This window comes from Pedobacter sp. 10L46_2 (assembly GCF_056395165.1).
In genome coordinates, this window is sequence record NZ_JBFTIZ010000004.1 from 1 (window position 1) to 20,271 (window position 20,271).

A 20,271-nucleotide genomic window follows, 5' to 3' on the forward strand; every position below is an offset into this window, starting at 1 on the left:
GCAGGTTACTAAGGTTGTAATTATATGCACTCGCCAGTCTTGGAATAACAATTTTATTCAACCGTTTAGAACGCATGATCACTTGCCCGGCCGCTACGCTAATATACAGGTCATTCAATGAAATGATTTGCTCTTTTGGTAAATCAGCATGTACCAGAACCGGAATTTCAAAATCCCGGAGGTGCGCCCTGCTGTTGATGTTATCTGAAACGGAATCATCCATAGCGGCGATCTCTGCGAACACAACCTCAGCATTTTTTGCTTGTTCCATTGCAGTGATCATTCTCAGCTCATTGTGAATTTGCTGATGATGAGAAAACCTACCCGCGATGCTCACCGCACTATTGCCGCCTGCATTTTCAATAAATAGATAAGATCCTGCTTGCCGGAACATAACCCATAATGAGGGGGGAAAGTGTTTTACGCTGTCGGGTATGGGCAGTCGCTCAATGTCATTCACCGAAAGGGAGATAGCCCTCTTCTTATCAGCATCAGACATTTTCTGTAAAAGCAACGCACTTACCGCAGTCCAGTTCTTTTTAAAATTTTTCTGACTTTTATCATCTGAAGGGCGTGTTAAGTTACCTTCTTCCATAGCCGATCTCTCCGTTCCCAGGTAACTTATTCCGTATTGAGGATCTAAGGCCAATAGCAATGGGATCTCCGCAGTTTCAAACCTTTTCATAAATTTTTTAGCAAAATTTGACAAGGCACCCTCCTGATCAAGCGCTAATCTATCGAGRACTTTTAATCCTTCCAGGATGTCATCTTGAAAGCTGACTGAAAGGCTTCCCCGTTGCTTGTGAAAAGCAATTGAATAGGATTTCTGATTGTTGGCAGTTGGATCAATTGTTTTTTGTAAAAAACTTCCGGTAATATGTGGCAATGCAGAATGATATAACACTTGCGCCTTGATTAATGTTGCGATTAAAGCTGGACCGTCTTCCTGTTGAAGGCCTTCCCTCAGGAAATTAAGCACTGCCTTGTAATTGCTTGGTTGCTCAAGGAATTTCAATAGTTTTGCAAGTAGTCTTGATTTATAAACCTTCATGAGCTTAAAGGTGGATCTCTCCTCCCCGGAGCTGCACTGGCGAAATAAATAACGGAATTGACTCCCAAGCTTATAAATGGATGGGTTTACATAAATGAGTGTTTCCTCAGTCCAGGCACCAATAGGATCTGCTCCTCCAAAATTAGGAAAAGTGATCAAAAGTTGCTCTGTGTCACGCAGCATAGGTTTGTCGTGCACCTCCCAGTTTAACAGCGATACAGACGCAAATGCACCAAATGGCGTTGCCCTATAGGACATCCTGTTGTAATATTTATATGCAGCCATACGATGTTCAACAGCCAATAATTCATAGGCAAACCCATGTTTCTTCAACTCGATGTACAAGTCAGGACTAGCCATGAACAATGCCTGCTGAAAATCTTTGTCCAGGAGCACCCTTGAAAGGCTTTCAGGACTGAAATTGGAAAATGGCTTCGCAGGCGTTCTGATCAGCAATTTAGGATAAAAAGAATACTTCATTTGACGCATCATACATCCAAGATGCCGAATAAAATCCTCAAAATAAAATAACAAACACCTGAAATACAGGTATTTAAAAATATTAATAGTCAAAAAAGCCAACCTTATCCCTATCAAGTAATCGCTTCATATAAATTTCGGACCAATCGATATAATAATTAAAAAGTTGCAAAAAACAAGATCATAATATTCTTTTCTATTAGTTCAGTTTACAAGCGATTTATTTGAATTAAATCGTTCAACTGCTCAGAATTTCAAAATTGACGAGTTGAATCCCGGGGCTTTGTTTTGCAGTATGCCTTCTATGAAGACGCACGAACCTGGAGATACTAATTTTAGGATCAGTGCCCCGCTCAGTTTCACAGTTTGCTGGTATGCTTTTAAATACAATGACATTCGGGAAGGCTAATTTCCACGGAGATCTCTCCATTTTGAAAAGGAAGGTCTGTTTCCAGACACCTCCTGAAAGCCCTAAATATTGGTTCAACGCCGCCCGAGATCTATTAATTTTCGATCGGATCAGCCTGATGAACTACCTTACCTTTGAGACCTTAACATCATCTAATATTACCGTTGAGCTACCTGTATTTAAAAACCTCACTTTTACTGTCTTCATATGATTCAGGTATTCCGATCCTGTTTTAAACTTTAATGTTTTAACACTAAAGTTATTGGCACCGCTGACTTCAAACTTACTGCCTTTATCCAGCACTCCGGACACTTGCGTAACGTTTTGTACCGTTGCCTCAAGATGGCTTTTCCCCTTCATCCAAAGCTCCAGCTGATAGGCTGTACTATGATTGAGGTATACATATTGTTCTATGTACTGACCCGGATTTAAAAGCAGCGCATGATCTCCATTTCGCTTCACATCTGAAGTCAATTCACCAGTTCCTTCCCAGGGCGACAAATTCTTATTTGCATCAAACCCTGGGTTTGGCAATTCATTTCCTTTCAATAAAGGCCATTGGTATCCCCGGATGTAATCCACCTCCATATCAACTGATCCCCCTGCACCGTAACTTCCCAAAAAGACATTCATAAAATGGTTGGGCGAATAAATCTGGTTTTTATTGTCGTAAGCTTTAATCAGCTTGCCATTAATGTAATGCTTAATGCTCGAGGGCGTCCATAGGACACCATGTGTTACCCATTGGTCAACATGGGTAAAGCCTTCGGCAATATCTGTAGCGAGGTTATGCTGAAAAGCCCCATGCTCATCTACATGTCCGTGCAATACAAACTGGGCGTCCAGGTTCTCAAACACATCAATTTCAAAAACCTGCCCTGCAGGTCTGATGCCTGAGATGCCATCCAATAGGGTCCCCTGCTGAAGATAATATTTCAGATCAGGGCCAGGTGAATCAAACCAAAAGGCTGTATTTACCCCTTGTGGCTTACCCGAGCTGCTCCTTTTAACCCGTACCTCAAAATAACCACCTCTGCTGTTGTCCAGGTAGTTCTCATTTTTCCGCCAATCGTATGTCTGAATGGAAGAGATTTTCCTTCCGCTAGCGGGATAAAAACTGCGAACAGGCACAACGTCATTGGTAAACAAATGAATGCTCCTGCCATTAAAACTCATTCCAGGCTGAGGCAGACTATCGTGAAGCATTAGCGATAGATTGTCTTTTTTGAGAAAATCAATGTTGGAATAATAGTTTGTTGACCACTTATTCCTATTCAGCAAATCGTCATTGAACTCATCATTCCAGAAAACCTCCATCCCGTCAGGAACAGCACTGGAGCTGGCTATGTCCAGGTTCCTAAGTTCATCCCTATCCAGTTGCCATTTTTTCGTTGTCGTTACTTTAGCACAAAGAGGTTTACTGGAACCCGTCTTATTATAGGCTTCCAGCCACACATAATACTGGGTTTCTTCCTTCACATCCTGTATATAATAGCGCTGCAGATTGGACCCTATCGTTGCGCCCGGCAATGCCGGTTTTCGGTTTTGCTCAGACCAATAGACCTTAAAACCCAGCTGATCAGCAGCCCGGCCTGTCCATTCTAGCCGGATCCAGCTCCTGGTACCCAGGGTTTTTAAATTTAAAGGAACTGCAGGGGTCTGTGCAATAGCCCCTGCAGTGATAAAAAGTAAAAAGAATAGAATCCTCATTTTAATTATATCCTGGATTTTGTTTAATCACTCCGTTGCTTTGATTGATCACCACCCTTGGAAGTGGGAGCAATACTTTAAAAGTTTCAGCTGTCCCGGAACCATCGTTTGCTGCACGCTGGATAAACAGGTTCCATCTGATCAGATCGTCCTTTCTCCAACCTTCTGCCCATAACTCAAATAAACGCTCATCCTGAACTTTGGCCAGGAACTGTGCCTTCGACAAACCAGAGGTCAGATTGGCCAATCCGGCTCTGTTTCTAACCGCATTGATATCACTATATGCCTCATCATTAGGTCCACCATTGACTTCGTTAATGCTTTCAGCCAGCATAAGCAACACATCAGCGTACCGGTATACCGGAAAATCAACACCACTGTTCTGTGCGTTTGCTTTAGAGGGATCAGGTGCAAACTTCATCGGTACCGCCCCAATATCACCTGCAGCCCTGGCATCCTTATAGATCACATTACCAGCCGCATCTTTTCCTGTTGGGTATTTACTTAACAGCACTTTAAGTCTCTTATCTGCGTGGTCAAATTTATCATAGGTTTTCCAGGGCATTTTATATCCACCCCAGGCGGTTAAGTTAACCCCCGATGGATCTTTATAGTCTGCTGGCAAAGAATGTGCAAGCCACATATTGGTATACTGATCACCGCCAGTTGGTGTACAAACAATAGCCAAGATGATCTCTGTTGAAGCCCCTCCTTTATTGGCTATACTAAAATTATCCTCGTAATTCGCCTGCAATGAATAACCCATCGTTTTGATCCGCATACCCGTTGATACAGCTTTCTGCCAGTCTTTTTCATGCATATACAGCTTCATCAGGCCCGTTAGTGCCGCTGCCTTAGAGAAGCGCCCGTAATCACCACCGGTAAAACGATCGGGTAAAACGTCAATGGCTTCCAGATAGTCTTTTTCAATCTGTGCTACCGTAACAGAACTTGCCGGTCTGGGCAGAACCGGGGCATTTGGATCTGCTGCAATTTTTGGATCAGTAACAATGTTCACCGGTCCGTAATTGAAATAAATCAACTCAGCATAATGTGCACGGAGCGCCTTTAATTCGGCAATGTAACGTTTTTTCAAAGCTTCATCCATGCTGATATTCTGTATATCTTCCAGGTTAATAGCAATCCTGGAGATGTACGGCATGTAGTTTTTATAATTATGGGTAACCCAATCAAAGTCTGGATTATAATTCAGGCTATTCAGTTTTATCCAATCGCCTCCCCAGGCGCAAACGCCTTCATCCGTGGTCATCATGGCTTGTGTTCTCCAGGCATAGGTGCCGGCAGTCCATCCACCTTGCCAGTCTCCACCCCCTGCAAGCCCCGTATAGGCTGCACTGGTCACCGCTCCGGCCCCTGCTGCCGTTTTAACTACAGAATTCAGATCTCCATAACTGACATAATCTAAATTTTTCTTACAAGAGCCTAAAAAAAGAGCAGCTCCCATTAAACAGGCTGACAATAATGATTTAGACAATTTTGTATTTATATGATTTTTCATGACGATTTTATTATTAAAATGAAGCATTAACACCAAACACATAACTTTTTACCATCGGATAAAAATTCGATGTATCCAGTTCCGGATCAAGTCCAGGGTAATTGGTAATCGTAAAAGGATTCTGAACATCAAAGGAAAGCCTGATCTTAGAGAATACATGCTGTCTTGCCATCAATCGCTCAGGGAGTGAATAACCAAGCGTAATATTTCTGCAGCGCAAGAATGTTGCATTGACTAGCCAGTAATCAGAACCATCCTGGTAACCTCCGTAACTGGCATCATGCAACGAAGTTGGAAAATTGCCTCCTGTATTTTGAAAGCTCCATCTGCTTGTAGAAATGGGCATTGCATTAAAGCCATAAGCATTAGTGGTTCTTTCATTTGCCCGGCCGTTTAGATAAGGTGACCATTTTTTCTGTTTAAGTCCCGACATAAAAATATTCAAGTCAAAGTTCTTATAGCTAAATTTGTTGCCTATTCCAAAATTAAACTGAGGATCCTCGTTACCGATATACATTTGGTCTGCCGCAGTGATCTTTCCGTCAGGACCTGTAAGATTACCTGCAGCATCATAACCATGAATATCTTTAAGAATCACGCCTCCTGGAAGCATTCCCGGCATCTGGCTTGGTGCAGTTCCGTACTGACCTGTAAACAGCCCGACAGATTGGTAACCCAAGAAGGGATTAAATAAAGCACCGCTACCAGATGGCACCTCATATTTTTCTAATACCGACAGGGCTTGAGGAGACCTTTGCACCCAATAGTTCAAATAGTGAGAAAAAGTCAGGTTCGTAGACCAGGTTAAACCATCTCCGGATTCAGAGACAATATTCTTAGTTTGTAAGGATATATCATAGCCCTTAGACCTGGTTTTACCGGCATTGGTATATACACCATTAATCACAAACCCTGTTGGATAAGTTACATAAGCAATTAGGTTTCGGATCGTCTTGCTGTAATAATCAAATGATCCGGTAATTCTGTCATTAAACAAACCATAATCCAATCCAATATTAATTTCGGCAGCAGTTTCCCAGGTTAGGTTTGGATTAGCAGCTCTGGTCAAAGAAACACCGGTATTCAGGCTACCGGAACCAAAATAGGCACTTCGGTCTGGACCGTATTTCGGGAAAGCCGCCCCCTCAAAAGAACTATTTCCGGTCTCCCCGTACCCTGCACGCAATTTCAGGAAAGAGATTTGCTTAACAGCACTTAAAAGCGCTTCATCAGACAATACCGGTGATGTTGCCGTTGTAGGTATAAATCGCCCTTGCAAAATATGATGCCCAGGTTAATTGTCCTTTACTCGACCCTACCGTAGGCTTATCGGCTTGTCCGGATTGAAGCGAATAGTATTGCGTAACATCAGAAAGAAAATTCTGGTTACCAGCATTAAAACCTTCAGTATCTGTCCTTTGATAGGTATAACCCGCCACTGCATTCAGGTTGTGTTTTTCGGAAAGATTCTTGTTGTAAGACAAAGTATATTCAAACAATTTAGACTGACTATCTGATTGAGAGATACTTGCAGACCCATTGGCTTGAGCGCCGTATAAAAAGGTTGTCGGAAAGTAAGATGACCGCTTAGCATTAGACTGATCCAGACTAAAGCTTCCCTTCGCTTTCAATCCTTCAACAATCGTCCATTCTCCATATGCACTGGTTAATAAGCGCGTAGATTTTGTTTTGTCTGTAACAGTTGCATAAGATAAAGGATTGGGAATATTGGGGTAGTAAGGACTTAATGGATAGCTACCATCTGGTCCCCTCAAAGGCACAGAAGGCGCCCAATAAATTGCAGCCGTTACAATTCCCCCATTCTCATTTTGGCCACCAGTTACGGTATTATCAGCCTCTGAATTGGAAGCAATAATGTTTGCACCAATCTTAATTTTATCAGAAACGATCTGATCTATATTTAACCGGCCATTGTATCTTTTATAATCGGTGCCAATGATTACACCTTTCTGGTCAAAGTAATTTCCAGACGCAAAATAAGAGGTTTTACCATTACCACCGGAAAGAGACAGGTTGTGCTGTTGTGTATAGCCCGTTCTTACAATTGCATCCATAGCAGATGGATTGTTGTTGGATGCCCCATCAATCTGCGACGGTGTAAAAACAGGAGTATACGGTGTTACTGTACCTGTCTGTACATTTCCATAGTAAGGGGCAATTTTATTATCTCTGTACCAAATCTCCTGCTTAAGCAGGTTGCGTTGTGTCATGTAATCCTGTTCACCAAAAACCGGGTACATTTTATCTGCCTGCTGACTGCCATAAGACCCTGTGTATTCAATTTTCGCCTTACCTTCTGCACCTCTTTTGGTGGTAATTAAAACCACTCCGGCACCAGCTCTGGCGCCATAAATAGAAGCTGCACTCGCATCTTTCAAAAACTGGACCGATTCAATATCATTTGGATTGATGAAGTTCAAAGGTGATTTATCCACCCCATCTTCTACATATCTCGCGCCACCAACGCTCCCGCCCAGATGGGGTTGTCCCGCAGCATCATTAACAGGAACACCATCCACTACATATAAAACACCAGCATTGGCAAAAGATGGATTACTCCTGATTTTCACGGTAACACCCGCACCTGGTTGTCCTGTAGGCTGTATCACTTCAACCCCAGCAGCCTTTCCTTGCAAAGTCTGCTGGAAACTGGAAGCCACACTGGAATTCAAATCCTTACCTTTCACCTGTACTACCGCACCGGTCAGGTTTTTCTGTTTTACCGCTCCATAACCAATCACCACTACCTCTCCAAGCGCGTTGTTGGTTTGTTCCATGATCACCTCAATGGTTGATTGTCCATCGTAAACAAGCTCCTTTGTCTGAAACCCCACATAGCTCATCACCAGGACATCTCCTTTGATCAGACTCAGCTGAAACTTACCATCGGCGTCGGTAACCGTCCCTCTCTGCGTATTCTTGATCTTTACACTTACTCCCGGAATGGCTACACCAGCCTGATCGGTAATTCTGCCGCCCACATCCACGGATTTAAATACAGGGGTCAATGCTGGGATCAGGGCTCTTGGTTTTGTTTTGATCACCACTACCCGGTCTTTCAGTTCATATCCCAGGGGTTGGTTTGCAAATATGGCCTTAAGCGCTTCTTCAACCGAGACGCCATTCAATTGAATGTCGACGGGTTTTGCCGACTTCAGATTATCCTTGATATAGAAAAAATCATAATTGCTTTGCTGGCGGATCTTTTCGATCACCTTTTTCAAAGAAGCATTTTTTTCGGACAATGTAATTCTCTGGGCACGGCCTGATGCACTGACCTGCATGAGCATTACAAATAATAAAAACGTGGTGATTCGCATAACGAATAAAATTTTCGACAGCAGGCCAGGCATGGGCCCTGCCATCTTGTGAAAAGCATTTAAATTCATACTTTTGTTCTGTTTGGGTTTAACACTAGATTCTAATCAATTTTTCCAGGATGAAAATCCGGATAAGGGTGACCCTGACAATTGGCGTGGAAGTGCTCTAACACTTTCACGTTTTGTTTTTACGGGGCCCTTCTGCATTTGGTTAATGCGGCTGTCGTAGTTTTCTTTTCATGTTTTATTTGGTTAATGGTTAGGTTATTTGCGGAAATATGCCTTGCCTGGCCTAAGTCCTATATTTTACTGACGTATATTTTCCGGCCTTCAATTCTAAACTTGACCAGGCCGGTACTTTGCATGATATCCAATATTTTTGAGACATTCTGGAACCGGGACATGGTACCTTCCATCGTACTGAGCGGGATCTCTCCTTCATAAATGACCTGTACATCATACCATCTGGCAACCTTCCGCATGATCTGATATACATTTTCATTATTAAATTCAAAATTGCCTTTCTTCCAGGCAATGGCCTCATTCACATCCACCACGCTTACCGTTGCAGGACTGGCTTTGCGAATGGCGGACTGTTGTCCTGGCGCAAGCCTGATGTCTTTTTGTCCTTCCAGGTGCACTAGAACAGCGCCTTCCAGCAAGGTCGTTTTTATGGCATCTTCATCGCTGTATGTATTCACATTGAAATGGGTCCCCAATACTTCAACCTCTTGCTGTGGTGTTTTTACAATAAATGGATGCTTTTTATCCTTGGCTACTTCAAGATAGGCCTCGCCGTTCAGCTCCACCTTTCTGCTGGCCAAACCTGAAAAGCTCGCCGGAAATTTGAGGCTTGAAGCTGCATTGAGCCAAACCTTTGTGCCATCAGGCAATACGATCTGGTACTGTCCACCTCTTGGCGTTTCAATGGTATTAAATACAGGATTTTTACCCGCAGTACCCACGTCATCTACCCTGTAAACCAATTGTCCGTCTGCTGTCTTTTTAATACTGATACCAGCTTGATTGGCCAGTTCTCCATCCTTGGCATCTGTAATGCTGATCTTTTTGCCATTGCCCAGTGTGAGAACAGCCTTGTTCGCACCTGGAGACACATCCTGCATTTTAGCTACAGCAGTAGTTATAGTTAACTGCTCAGGGCGGAAAAAATAATAGCCCAATCCTGCCACCAGAAGAATTGCAGCGGCGGAACCCACGCGTTTCCACAATTGATATTCAGGCTTTTGGTATTTTAAAGGAAGGCCGGTGGCGATATGCTCCAGGTTATGGTTCAGGTCATCATCGCTGATCTCATGCGGACTGTTGTCCGCCTGCTGAAGATACCAGCTTTCGAGTATTGCCTTTTCCCGGTCATCCAGTAGTCCGTTCTTATATTTTTCTAACAGCTCGGTAATTTGCTTTTCTTCCATAATCAGCAAGAGGCTGTTTACCCCTTTATAACCTTAAGACGGGGAACCACCTGAAAGGTATTAGAAGAAAAATAAAAAAATTATAAAAAAGGGAAAAGTGAGAGGTAAGAATTGATCTTTAGCTTGAGAATTTTTACTGCATTATAAGCTTGCTGCTTTACTGTTTTATCAGAAATATTCAGTTGTCTGCCAATCTCTTTATAAGACAGTTCCCCCTGGCGGCTCAATTCGAAGACTTTTCTCATCTTTGGGGGAAGAGAAGCAATTTCCTTTTCGATAATCCTGGACAGTTCATTTCCACGAACCTGTTCATCGGTAATGTAATCGCCCTGCTCGACAAAAACTTTGATGGAATCCAGATATTTAGAAGCTACTTTCTGATGGCTGATCAGGTCAAATATCCTATTGCGCACTGCGCTGTAGAGGTAGGAAGACAATGAAGTTCTGAAATTAAGTTCAGCCTTCTTTTGCCAAAGCGTCAAAAAAAGATCCTGAATGATGTCGTTAGCCTCTTCCTGATCATTGAGCAAACGAAATGCATGTTTGTAAAGCAAGCCTTTATATCTCTCAAATATTTCGGTATATGCATACTGATTCCCTTCCTTCAGCAGGTTAGCTAGCTCAGAATCATTAAATTCGCTATAATCAGTCATGAATTGGTCCCTGCCTATAAAGTTATTGAAATATTCAGGCAATTATATAGAACTAAATGAAATATATCAACAACCAGATGGTTTTGTCTCTCATTTTTTCAGCTACCCATCGGAAGCCAACAAAATAACCCTAAGATTTATATACATATACTTGTTGAGAGATTAGCTGTGTCCTCTCTTTCAAAAACAGCGTCAGCCCTTTATCGCTTGATTGCGGCACCAAGTTCCCTGTAACGCTTAAGCAATAAATGACGTGTAATTTATAGACTTGAATACCAGCAGATACAGGGATACAGCTTTTCTTATGTATCCCTGGTACTTCTCCAGCCTGCCCACCTTTGTTTCATCAGCCCGCTGCAAGACCAATGATCTTGCAGCAGGGACGAAAAACAGAAACTAAAAATTACAGACATGTTAAACCTCGTTACCTGGACACAGTACCTTAGCGGACTCCTTATTCTGACACTTGTTTACTATACCTGGATTGCCATCCGGTTTTATCCACAAGCGCTCAGGGCGCTGCTCAGCGGCAAAAAAAACATTCCTTCCCAACCATCTGAGCCTGCTACAGGTGAGCAGCAACTGCCGGCCAATCAAATCCTCCCTGATCAACCAATCACCCCAGCTCAAAACAACGAGGAAACTTTTGACAGGATCGAAAGCCTGATTGCCGGACTCAAATCACAGATCCACCAGAAGGGGCCAGGAACCATGGAAACCAGCTTAACAGAAAAACTCAGAAAGGTGATCCATGACTACCCTGACCTGAAAGATTCGCCATTTCGTCCATCCATCAATGAGATGATCATCAGAGAATGCCAGTTAGCAGAAATCTCCCCACCTGATGAAACCGAACTCCAGCAGCTATGGTAGCGCTGAGCTGGAATTCCCCATGCCCGCTCTGGCCATTGGCGGGCATAGGGGAATAAAGTCTGGCCGCCGCCCCTGCCAAGCGCATTAGCAAAAAAACAGGAAAACAGGGCAGCGTGACGGCCGCCATTTCTGCACCCGGTACGGTGAAGTACCGGGCGACAGAAATTCCATTCCATGAACAAGAAAAAATGATATGAAAGCAATACCCAAACCACATAAAGCCCTGAACTTAAAGAAATACGGGGCAATACTCCTACTCTGTTTAATCCACCTGTACAGTAGTGCCCAGGATGGCAATGCCGGCATTCAAAAGGCAAACGCCGAAGTCAGAAGTTATTTCCAATCCGGGGTCCAGCTGATGTACGCTGTAGGAGCCCTGCTCGGGCTCATCGGTGCAGTTAAAGTCTATCAGAAATGGAGCAACGGTGACCAGGACACCTCCAAAATTGCAGCCGCCTGGTTTGGCAGCTGCATCTTCCTGGTCGTTGTAGCGACCATCATCAAATCTTTCTTCGGCGTTTAATTCCATTCCCATGAAAGAGCAGTTAAAAAAGCAACTCGAGAACTATCTGGTACAGCACAATCCTGAGCTGATCATCAGTCTGCAACATAGGGCCCTGGATCAATACCTCGAAGAAAGGCTAGCGAAGCATCTCCCCTCATTCAACTCCCTTACCATCACCGAAGAGGAGCCTGAGTTGGTTGCCCGGGTCTTGATGAAAGTGCTTACTGCCGACTTAAGGCCTTCTAAATACCAGTACCTGCGCAATCTTTTGAAAGAAGAATTTACAGGAGATTACCTGCAGCTTCGGGAGAACGGCACCCTAACCCAGGAAATTGTCCACCTGATCGCAGTATGCACACCCATTTTCAATTCCATGCATTTCAGTGAGGCAAAACTTAACGACACACTGATTCGCTATGTGGTTTGCCGGCAGATCAACAAATACCTGAATACGACCAAATCTTAACATCAAAGTCATGAACAACAGCGTTTATTCCATCAACAAGGGCATCAATAAAAGCATTGAGTTTAAAGGGCTCAAGGCGCAATACATCGGATATTTTGCCGGTGGCATGCTGATGCTGCTAATCCTTCTTGTCCTGCTGTACCTGATCGGGCTCAATACCTATTTCTGTATGGCCTTTATTCTGGTAACCGGGGCCATCCTGATGATCAAAGTTTACCAATGGAGCAATACCTATGGCGAGCATGGCATGATGAAGGCCATCGCCAGACGAAAAATGCCCAAACTGATCAAAAATCATAGTCGGATTACCTTTCAACACTTAAATCCTACCCGCTCATGAAAGCCAATATCAGCATTATCCTGGACGGCTCACTGTTCCATGTCGACAGTGAAAAACAGCAATTTGTGCAGGCAGCCTACCCAGAAAACAAGATTCCCTTTTCCCAGCTCAAAGAAGAAGGGGGATTTTATTCGATGATCTATGCGATCGTTGAAAAAGTAGCCAAATCCCATTTGCAGCTCATGCGGGAACTCAGCCCCCAGCTCCGGCGCATCATCATTCCCAAAGAGGTATTGCAAAAAGAATTCGGCAAAGACAGCAGCCTGCCGGCACTTTTCAATCAAACCAGTTACCGCCACAACTGGGGCATCCTGATGATTGATGAGGCGATCGACCGGAGGCTTAAAGGTGAATTGCCCACAATCACATTGATGGGAAAACCTTACATCATTGATGTCCGCATGCGGGAACTGCGTCCGGTAGCCCAACCTGCAGCGCGCATCGGGATCAAGGAACTGGAGCTGAGCGCCGACGGGGAGAAACTGCGCTTATTCTTTGATACCAAACAGGGACAACAGATCAGCAAAGAATCGGTTTTAACGCCCTTTCGGGAAGGAATCGTCCTACTGGAAATGCCTAATGAGATCCTGCTGGATCCCGTGGGCGCAGCAAGGCTTTACAAGCTGGAAGACACCGAGTTGTTATCACGCTTTCCCATGAAAATGAGTCACCAGGCCATGGCCACTCCCCTGACCAAACTTGCACATCAGGAAATGGTCGACCTGCAAAAAAAGAAAAACCTAGCCCCTCAGGCACCCAAATTAAAATCCTACATCCAACCCCGTAGGAAAGGAAAAAGCATATGAACACCAAGACACCAAACCTTTTCGACATGCTGCCCATTATGGGTATAGAAAATGACTGTATTCTCTCCAGCCAGGGAGACCTCACCCTGGTCTTCCAGGCGGAGCTTCCGGAGATCTTCAGTCTTTCAGATGCAGAATATGAGGCTTTCCACCAGAGCTGGGTCAAAGCCATTAAAGTATTGCCCAAACACAGCCTGATGCACAAGCAAGACTGGTTCCTGCAAAGTGCCCATCAGGTGCAGGAGCATCTTCCAGGATTTTTAGCTGAAAGCAGTGCCAGACATTTCCAGGGCAGGCCATTCCTGCAGCATGAATGCTACCTCATGCTCTGCAAAAAACCCGCAGGCAGGAAAACCAGCAGCTCGCTGTTCTGCAACCTGCTTAAAAAAACCATTGTGCCCGGCGAGTTTTTGAAACCGGCAGCATTTGACACCTTTCTGGACCAGGTCAGTCAGTTCAAGCGCATCATGGAGGACTGTGGCCTCATTAAACTCAAAAGGCTCAAAGCCCCGGAGCTGGAAAGTTACCGGCGCAAATCAGGCTTAATTGAAAGGTACTGCAGCCTGTGTGAACGTCCCCGGGACTTTCTCTATAAAGACATCTCTTTTGAGGACGGCATACAAATTGGCGACCAGTTTGCACAGCTATATACTTTGGGTGATGCAGCCGACCTGCCTCATCTGTGCGGACCAAGAATCACTTATGATAAATTCTCGACTGACAAAACCAAATTTCCTATCGGTTTCGCCGGATCGCTGGGGATGCTGTTGCCCTGCAACCACATTTATAATCAGTACCTGTTTGTTGATGATCCCCAGGCAAGCTTAAAAAAAATTGAAAATAAACGACTGCGCCTGCAATCCCTGTCGGCTTACTCCCGGGAAAACACCATTGCCAGGGATGCCAGTAATGAATTCTTAAATGAGGCCATCGCTCAGCAGCGCCTGCCAGTAAAAGCACATTTCAATGTACTGCTCTGGACCGGCAACAAAGCAGAACTCCCTGAGCTGAAAAATAAGGTCTGCTCTGCGCTCAATCAGATGGATGCGGCAGCCAAACCTGAGCTGGTTGGTGCCGGACAGATCTGGTGGGCTGGTATTCCTGGAAATGCGGCAGATTTTCCGATGAATGATACCTTTGACACCTTTGCCGAGCAGGCATGCTGCTTTTTAAATCTGGAAAGCAATTACCGAAGTGTAAGCCCCGGTCAGGGCATCCGTTTCAGTGACCGGTTAAACGGCAAACCCGTCTATGTAGACCTGTTTGATGAGCCAAGGACATCGGGTATCGCCTCCAATATGGGCATGCTAGTCTGTGGAAGCTCAGGGGGCGGCAAAAGCATGACCATCAACCATATCCTCAGCACCTTGTACCAGCAGGGAGCACATTGCGTGACGGTGGACATCGGTGGCAGTTATAAAGGGTTATGTGAATTGGTCGGAGGTTATTATTTCACTTACACCGAGGATAACCCCATCCGGTTCAATCCCTTTTTCCTGGCGGAAGGAAACGTACTGGATACCGAAAAAAAAGAAAGTTTAAAGGCGCTGCTCATCTCCTTATGGAAACAGGAACACGATCCTTTCAACCGCAGTGAATATGTGGCCTTATCTAATGCCCTGCAGGGATATTATGACGAATTGAAAAAAGACCAGAAAATATTCCCATGCTTCAACACCTTTTATGATTTCCTGCAAAACCAATATGGCGTTTTACTCAGGCAACACAAGGTAAAAGATAAGGATTTTGACCTGGACAATTTCCTGTATGTCTTGCGTCCCTACTATCAGGGCGGTGAATTTGATTATTTGCTCAATGCCTGGGAAAACCTGGACCTGTTGCAACAGCCTTTCATTGTCATTGAACTGGACAACATCAAGGATCATCCCATCCTGTTCCCCGTAGTCACCCTGATTGTCATGGAGCTGTTCATCTCAAAGATGCGCAAGCTACCGGGTGTCCGCAAAGTACTCACCATAGACGAGGCATGGAAAGCCATCGCCAAGTCCGGGATGGCCGAATTCCTGAAGTATGCCTTTAAGACCATCCGCAAATTCAACGGGGTACCCATTGTCATTACCCAGGAACTGGATGATTTGATCAGTTCACCGGTCATCAAAGATGCCATCATTAACAATGCTGACATCAAAATCCTGATGGACATGCGCAAGTTCCTCCACAAGTTTGACCAACTCCAAAATGCCCTGGGACTATCCGATAAGGCCAAAACGATCCTGCTCTCGGTGAATAAGGACAACAGGGAGATTTTCATTGAGATTGGCGGACAAAGGGCTAAGGTCTACAAAAATGAGCTCTGTCCCGAAGAATATTATGCCTACACCACCGAAGGAAGGGAAAGGGTTCTGGTCAGCACTTCCGCAGAAAAACACGGTAGTATGGAAGCGGGAATAACAGCGCTGCTGAAAGACAAAAACAACAATTAAACTTATGAAAACATTACTGATCACCATTGTTTTGCTGGCAGGCTTGCTGCAACCAAAACCTGTCCAGGCTCAGCTGGTCATTGCCGAAGTCATCAAAACCGGCGTTAAAAAAGTCATCAGAGCCATTGACCTGAAAGTCCAGCGTATGCAAAATCAAACCATCTGGTTACAAAATGCGCAGAAGACATTGGAAAATGCGATGAGTAAAGTCAAGCTGGGAGAGATTTCCGACTGGACCCAGAGGCAGCGGGACCTTTACCAGGACTACTTTGCAGAGCTGAGTAAAGTGAAACAGATCATCAGCGCTTACCACCAGGTCAAAGCGATTGGCGCTGGCCAGATTCGTTTGGTGCAGGCTTATCGCAAAGCCTGGCAACTGTTGAAAAAGGATCCACATTTTTCTCCCGGCGAGCTGGAATATATGGCAAAAGTATATGCAGGAATTCTGCAGCAAAGCGTCCGGCAAATGGATCAGCTCCTATTGGTGGTAGATTCCTTTCAAACCCAGATGAGTGACGCGGCCAGGCTGGAACTCATCAGGCAGGCCTCAGACCAGGCAGATCAGGCCTATTTCGACCTGCTGCACTTCAACCAGCAAAACATCAGCCTCTCCCTTAGCCGGGCAGCGGACCAGAATGACCTGCGCCAGATACAGCGCTTATACGGACTGCAATGATCATCGAAGCCCATCAACGGATCAAAAGGCATGTCGCAGACCTGGAAAATCTGCTTGCTCAGAAAGGCTACCCCGGACCGTTCCTGGCAACCTTTCAACAAGACGGCAAAACGTTTTCAGACAGTCTGAAATACCTGATGCTGACCCATGAAGTGCTCGGCAAAAAACCATCTGAGCTTTCCTTAGTCAGCCAGGACATCAGACTGAAAGCAGGATACCGCGTCAGCTGTATTTTCAGCCTGGATTATACCCGGCAAAGGGGATTCCTGATCAAAAGCATGGACATCATCTGCCTGAATCAAAATGGCCTGACACGGGACTACGACTATCAGCAGATCAACAGCCATTCGGAGTTACCGCAATGCAGCTGGGCCGCGGCCTGGGTGGCCCCAGCTGGTTTAAAAACAAAGCAAAAACACAAAAAAAACCTAACCCGTTAAACATATGAAATCCATATTTTTCACCTTTTCCCTCTTGCTGCTGATTGGATCGGCCGGCAAAGCCCAGACCTGGGCAGAGTTCTTTAAACAGAAAAAAACCCAGCGGCGATACCTGGCGCAACAGGTCGCAGGCCTGCAAGTTTACCTCAGTTTTGCCAGGCAGGGCTATAACATCATTAAAGTTGGGACCAACACCATCAGTGCATTAAAAAAAGGAGACTTTAACCTTCACAGCCTATATTTTTCGGGGTTAAAAAATCCACGTACCAACATAAAAAGCCTAAGCCTGCTCGCTGACATGGTCCAGCTCCAGGATCATATATTCCGCCTCAGCGCCAGCTACCTGAAAGAAGCGGTACAGAAAGAAAGTTTTTCTCCCGATGAGCTGTCCTATCAGCAAAGGGTCTTTCAAAAACTCCGTAGCTCCTGTGCGCAGGCAATGGAAGAATCTTACCAGCTGACCGAAGACCATCAACTGGAACTCAGCGATGCCCAGCGGATCAACCGGCTCAGGGAGCTGCATCACCAGCTGTTGTCGCATCTAAATTTCTGCGAAAGCTTTGTGCAACAAGGTATGTCCCTGGACCAACAAAGGACATCCGAATTAAGGAATATCAATTTGGAACTAAGGTTAAGCAACCTCAATACGGTGTTATGAAAATCCTGCTACTCATATTCCTGCTTCAGCTGACCTGTTATTATGGAAAAGGGCAAAGTCAGGAAGTGCAGCAATTGCTGCTGAATGTTGAAAAACTTGACCAGTTTAAAAAAATACTTAAAGACATGAAAAAAGGTTATACCCTCATCAGCAACGGCTACAATACCGTCCGGAACCTTTCCCAGGGGAACTTCAACCTGCATCGGATCTTTTTAGACGGGCTGATGCAGGTTAGCCCGGCGGTCAGAAAGTATAAAAAGGTGGCCGATATTGTTTCCGGTCAGATGATCCTGGTTGGCCAGTACAAAACCGCTTACCGGCGTTTCCTCCATAGTGGCAGTTTCAGTCCGGATGAGCTGCAGTATATCGCCAGAATCTATGACCGCCTCCTAAAGCAAAGTGTGGACAACCTTAATGACCTGCTGGCGGTCGTCACTGCCGGACGGCTACGAATGTCAGACCAGGAGCGGCTCGCTGCCATTGACCAGATCTATCTGGAGCTGCAGCAAAAGCTAGTTTTTTTGAACAAATTCAATACTTCGACCAGTCTTCTTTCCCTGCAGCGCAGCGCATCGAATCAAGACATTCAATCCAGCCGTGAGCTTTATGGCATCCGGCCCTAGACTTATCCACATGAAAAAAACGACAAAACGAATAGCCCCATTATTTTTTTTACTACTGCCGGCATTTTGCCAGGCACAGGGGCTTGCCCAGGAGATGAACAGCCTGCATGGTGTCCTCGACCAGCTGTATCTGGAAATGATGCCCTTATGCAGTAAACTCATCGGCGTTGCCCAGGGCATTGCCGGTTTCGCAGCCCTTTGGTACATCGGCTCCAGGGTATGGAAACACATTGCCAACGCAGAACCCATCAACTTCTATCCCCTGTTTCGCCCTTTTGTGCTGGGCTTTGCCATTATGATCTACCCTTCGGTACTGAGCATGATCAATGGGGTAATGAAACCTACGGTAACCGCTACTGCTGAAATGATGAGCGGCTCCAATCAGGCGATTGCCAGGCTCCTTAAAGCCAAGGAAAAGCAGGTCAAGGCAAGCGATGCCTGGAAAATGTACATCGGATCGACCGGTGAGGGTGACCGGGACAAATGGTATAAATACACTTATGACAACCAGGATCCCGCAGAAGAAGGAATTCTGGAGGGCCTGGGCAATGAAGTCCGCTTTGCCATGTCAAAGGCCTCCTACAATTTCAGGAATTCAGTGAAAGAATGGATGAGTGAAATCCTGCGGGTCGTGTATGAAGCAGCTGCGCTGTGCATCAACACCCTTCGGACTTTCAACCTGGTGGTCATGGCTATTCTAGGACCGCTGGTATTCGGCATCGCGGTATTTGACGGGTTTCAAAGTACACTGAGTTCCTGGCTGGCACGCTACCTGAATATCTTTCTGTGGTTGCCTGTGGCCAATATCTTCGGCAGCATCATCGCAAAAGTACAGGAGAAAATGCTCATTCTGGATATCAGTGAGATTCAGCAAAATGGAGATACGCTGTTTAGCGCTACGGACACCGCTTACCTGATCTTCCTGCTGATTGGTATTGTCGGTTACTTTACCGTTCCCAGTGTTGCTGGTTACATTGTCAATGCCGGCGGGGCTGGCGCCATGACCCAGCAAATTACCAGCATGGTCTCAGGGGCAGCGGCAGGTACTACCGCTGTTGCCTCCGCGGGCGCCGTTAAAGCAGCCAGCGGGGCGCAGCACCTGATGGGTACAGCACTCGGTCTCAGCGCCGGCGGCTCAGGTACCGATCGGGGCACTGGCGGATCATCCAGAAACACCGGCAGTTACATGCAAGATAAAATACTTGGCTCTTAATTAATCCCAGCGATATGTTTCAGCAAATAAAAAATATTGATACCGCCTTCAGACAAATCCGGACCTTCAGCCTGGTGGTTGTCTTGGCAAACCTGGCTTTCACTTGTTTCTATACTTACCACTCAGACCAGCGGGTCGCCCGGGCGGAGGATCGTGTACTGATTTTGCTCAACGGCAAGGTGGTCAGCGCCATGAGTTCCAACAGAAAAGACAACTTGGAGGTAGAAGCCAGGGATCATGTCGCCACCTTTCACCAGCTTTTTTTCAGCCTCAGCCCTGACGATAAAGTCATCAAGGAGCACATCACCAAGTCCCTGTATCTGGCTGATCAAAGTGCCAAACATGCCTACGACAATCTCGAGGAGAAGGGCTACTATGCAGGTTTGATAGCTGGCAATATCAGCCAATCACTCCAGGTGGATAGCGTTAAAATTGATACCAGGAGCTACCCTTACCCCTTTCGCTGCTATGCTACCCAACAGATTATCCGCCAGACCGGTCAGCTCCGCAGAACACTCATTACTTCGGGCTATCTCCGGGAGGTGATTCGTAGTGACAACAATCCCCATGGCTTTCTAATCGAACGCTGGAACACCCTGGAAAACAAAGACCTGAAAACCACACAACCCTAATC

General features: G+C 45.5%; 19 protein-coding genes. 12 read left to right on the forward strand and 7 right to left on the reverse strand.

Annotated elements, in window-relative coordinates:
* From AC1DDX_RS00945 to AC1DDX_RS00975, 7 genes are all read right to left on the reverse strand, one after another.
* Positions 1–1,531, reverse strand: a 1,531-nt coding sequence (locus AC1DDX_RS00945; protein ID WP_477621711.1) for a lantibiotic dehydratase, incomplete at its 3' end; no start/stop codon positions are given.
* A 532-nt stretch (positions 1,532–2,063) separates the two neighbouring features.
* Positions 2,064–3,650: a family 16 glycosylhydrolase gene (locus AC1DDX_RS00950; protein ID WP_448633424.1), complete on the reverse strand. Its 1,587-nt coding sequence runs from the start codon at positions 3,648–3,650 to the stop codon at positions 2,064–2,066.
* 1 nt (position 3,651) lies between these two features.
* Positions 3,652–5,169 carry a RagB/SusD family nutrient uptake outer membrane protein gene (locus AC1DDX_RS00955; RefSeq protein ID WP_477611778.1) on the reverse strand — a complete coding sequence of 506 codons (1,518 nt, stop codon included), beginning with the start codon at positions 5,167–5,169 and terminating at the stop codon, positions 3,652–3,654.
* A gap of 13 nt (positions 5,170–5,182) precedes the next feature.
* The gene (locus tag AC1DDX_RS00960; protein WP_477621712.1) at positions 5,183–6,448 is read right to left on the reverse strand and encodes a TonB-dependent receptor domain-containing protein; all 1,266 of its coding nucleotides are present in this window, start codon (positions 6,446–6,448) and stop codon (positions 5,183–5,185) included.
* A complete protein-coding gene (locus AC1DDX_RS00965; RefSeq protein WP_477621713.1) occupies positions 6,399–8,510 on the reverse strand; it encodes a SusC/RagA family TonB-linked outer membrane protein in 2,112 nt (703 codons plus the stop codon). Before AC1DDX_RS00965 ends, AC1DDX_RS00960 begins: the two co-directional genes overlap by 50 nt.
* A 299-nt stretch (positions 8,511–8,809) precedes the next feature.
* Complete coding sequence (locus AC1DDX_RS00970) at positions 8,810–9,940, reverse strand: FecR family protein (protein ID WP_477611780.1); 1,131 nt, start codon at positions 9,938–9,940, stop codon at positions 8,810–8,812.
* A gap of 80 nt (positions 9,941–10,020) precedes the next feature.
* Positions 10,021–10,593 (reverse strand): RNA polymerase sigma factor, encoded by a 573-nt coding sequence (locus AC1DDX_RS00975; RefSeq protein ID WP_477611781.1) that lies wholly within the window; start codon positions 10,591–10,593, stop codon positions 10,021–10,023.
* A gap of 411 nt (positions 10,594–11,004) precedes the next feature.
* Here AC1DDX_RS00975 and AC1DDX_RS00980 point away from each other — a divergent pair, with 411 nt between their 5' ends.
* From AC1DDX_RS00980 to traK, 12 genes are all read left to right on the forward strand, one after another.
* The gene (locus AC1DDX_RS00980) at positions 11,005–11,466 is read left to right on the forward strand and encodes a hypothetical protein (RefSeq protein ID WP_477611782.1); all 462 of its coding nucleotides are present in this window, start codon (positions 11,005–11,007) and stop codon (positions 11,464–11,466) included.
* 193 nt (positions 11,467–11,659) lie between these two features.
* Positions 11,660–11,989, forward strand: a complete 330-nt coding sequence (locus AC1DDX_RS00985) for a DUF4134 domain-containing protein (RefSeq protein ID WP_477611783.1) — start codon at positions 11,660–11,662, stop codon at positions 11,987–11,989.
* A gap of 10 nt (positions 11,990–11,999) precedes the next feature.
* The gene (locus AC1DDX_RS00990; RefSeq protein WP_477611784.1) at positions 12,000–12,437 is read left to right on the forward strand and encodes a hypothetical protein; all 438 of its coding nucleotides are present in this window, start codon (positions 12,000–12,002) and stop codon (positions 12,435–12,437) included.
* Positions 12,438–12,447: 10 nt separating this feature from the next.
* Positions 12,448–12,777 carry a DUF4133 domain-containing protein gene (locus AC1DDX_RS00995; protein ID WP_448633416.1) on the forward strand — a complete coding sequence of 110 codons (330 nt, stop codon included), beginning with the start codon at positions 12,448–12,450 and terminating at the stop codon, positions 12,775–12,777.
* The gene (locus AC1DDX_RS01000; RefSeq protein WP_448633415.1) at positions 12,774–13,583 is read left to right on the forward strand and encodes a hypothetical protein; all 810 of its coding nucleotides are present in this window, start codon (positions 12,774–12,776) and stop codon (positions 13,581–13,583) included. The genes AC1DDX_RS00995 and AC1DDX_RS01000 overlap by 4 nt, the downstream gene beginning before the upstream one ends.
* The gene (locus AC1DDX_RS01005; RefSeq protein ID WP_477611785.1) at positions 13,580–16,027 is read left to right on the forward strand and encodes a TraG family conjugative transposon ATPase; all 2,448 of its coding nucleotides are present in this window, start codon (positions 13,580–13,582) and stop codon (positions 16,025–16,027) included. Before AC1DDX_RS01000 ends, AC1DDX_RS01005 begins: the two co-directional genes overlap by 4 nt.
* Positions 16,028–16,031: 4 nt before the next feature.
* Entirely contained in the window at positions 16,032–16,703 is a 672-nt protein-coding gene (locus AC1DDX_RS01010; protein WP_477611786.1) for a conjugal transfer protein TraI, read from the forward strand.
* Complete coding sequence (locus AC1DDX_RS01015) at positions 16,700–17,143, forward strand: hypothetical protein (protein WP_477611787.1); 444 nt, start codon at positions 16,700–16,702, stop codon at positions 17,141–17,143. The genes AC1DDX_RS01010 and AC1DDX_RS01015 overlap by 4 nt, the downstream gene beginning before the upstream one ends.
* A 4-nt stretch (positions 17,144–17,147) precedes the next feature.
* A complete protein-coding gene (locus tag AC1DDX_RS01020; RefSeq protein WP_477611788.1) occupies positions 17,148–17,801 on the forward strand; it encodes a hypothetical protein in 654 nt (217 codons plus the stop codon).
* Positions 17,798–18,424: a TerB family tellurite resistance protein gene (locus AC1DDX_RS01025; protein WP_448633408.1), complete on the forward strand. Its 627-nt coding sequence runs from the start codon at positions 17,798–17,800 to the stop codon at positions 18,422–18,424. Before AC1DDX_RS01020 ends, AC1DDX_RS01025 begins: the two co-directional genes overlap by 4 nt.
* Before the next feature lie 10 nt (positions 18,425–18,434).
* Complete coding sequence (traJ, locus tag AC1DDX_RS01030; protein WP_477611789.1) at positions 18,435–19,637, forward strand: conjugative transposon protein TraJ; 1,203 nt, start codon at positions 18,435–18,437, stop codon at positions 19,635–19,637.
* A gap of 14 nt (positions 19,638–19,651) precedes the next feature.
* On the forward strand, positions 19,652–20,269 hold the full coding sequence (traK, locus tag AC1DDX_RS01035; protein ID WP_477611790.1) for a conjugative transposon protein TraK: 618 nt from the start codon (positions 19,652–19,654) through the stop codon (positions 20,267–20,269).
* Positions 20,270–20,271: the final 2 nt, after the last annotated feature.

What these genes read in the sequence shown, in the direction of transcription:
- AC1DDX_RS00950 (WP_448633424.1), bottom strand. Translation starts at nt 3,650, where the DNA reads ATGAGGATTCTATTCTTTTTACTTTTTATCACTGCAGGGGCTATTGCA.
- AC1DDX_RS00955 (WP_477611778.1), bottom strand. Translation starts at nt 5,169, where the DNA reads ATGAAAAATCATATAAATACAAAATTGTCTAAATCATTATTGTCAGCC.
- AC1DDX_RS00965 (WP_477621713.1), bottom strand. Translation starts at nt 8,510, where the DNA reads ATGCGAATCACCACGTTTTTATTATTTGTAATGCTCATGCAGGTCAGT.
- AC1DDX_RS00970 (WP_477611780.1), bottom strand. Translation starts at nt 9,940, where the DNA reads ATGGAAGAAAAGCAAATTACCGAGCTGTTAGAAAAATATAAGAACGGA.
- AC1DDX_RS00975 (WP_477611781.1), bottom strand. Translation starts at nt 10,593, where the DNA reads ATGACTGATTATAGCGAATTTAATGATTCTGAGCTAGCTAACCTGCTG.
- AC1DDX_RS00980 (WP_477611782.1), top strand. Translation starts at nt 11,005, where the DNA reads ATGTTAAACCTCGTTACCTGGACACAGTACCTTAGCGGACTCCTTATT.
- AC1DDX_RS00985 (WP_477611783.1), top strand. Translation starts at nt 11,660, where the DNA reads ATGAAAGCAATACCCAAACCACATAAAGCCCTGAACTTAAAGAAATAC.
- AC1DDX_RS00990 (WP_477611784.1), top strand. Translation starts at nt 12,000, where the DNA reads ATGAAAGAGCAGTTAAAAAAGCAACTCGAGAACTATCTGGTACAGCAC.
- AC1DDX_RS00995 (WP_448633416.1), top strand. Translation starts at nt 12,448, where the DNA reads ATGAACAACAGCGTTTATTCCATCAACAAGGGCATCAATAAAAGCATT.
- AC1DDX_RS01000 (WP_448633415.1), top strand. Translation starts at nt 12,774, where the DNA reads ATGAAAGCCAATATCAGCATTATCCTGGACGGCTCACTGTTCCATGTC.
- AC1DDX_RS01005 (WP_477611785.1), top strand. Translation starts at nt 13,580, where the DNA reads ATGAACACCAAGACACCAAACCTTTTCGACATGCTGCCCATTATGGGT.
- AC1DDX_RS01010 (WP_477611786.1), top strand. Translation starts at nt 16,032, where the DNA reads ATGAAAACATTACTGATCACCATTGTTTTGCTGGCAGGCTTGCTGCAA.
- AC1DDX_RS01015 (WP_477611787.1), top strand. Translation starts at nt 16,700, where the DNA reads ATGATCATCGAAGCCCATCAACGGATCAAAAGGCATGTCGCAGACCTG.
- AC1DDX_RS01020 (WP_477611788.1), top strand. Translation starts at nt 17,148, where the DNA reads ATGAAATCCATATTTTTCACCTTTTCCCTCTTGCTGCTGATTGGATCG.
- AC1DDX_RS01025 (WP_448633408.1), top strand. Translation starts at nt 17,798, where the DNA reads ATGAAAATCCTGCTACTCATATTCCTGCTTCAGCTGACCTGTTATTAT.
- traJ (WP_477611789.1), top strand. Translation starts at nt 18,435, where the DNA reads ATGAAAAAAACGACAAAACGAATAGCCCCATTATTTTTTTTACTACTG.
- traK (WP_477611790.1), top strand. Translation starts at nt 19,652, where the DNA reads ATGTTTCAGCAAATAAAAAATATTGATACCGCCTTCAGACAAATCCGG.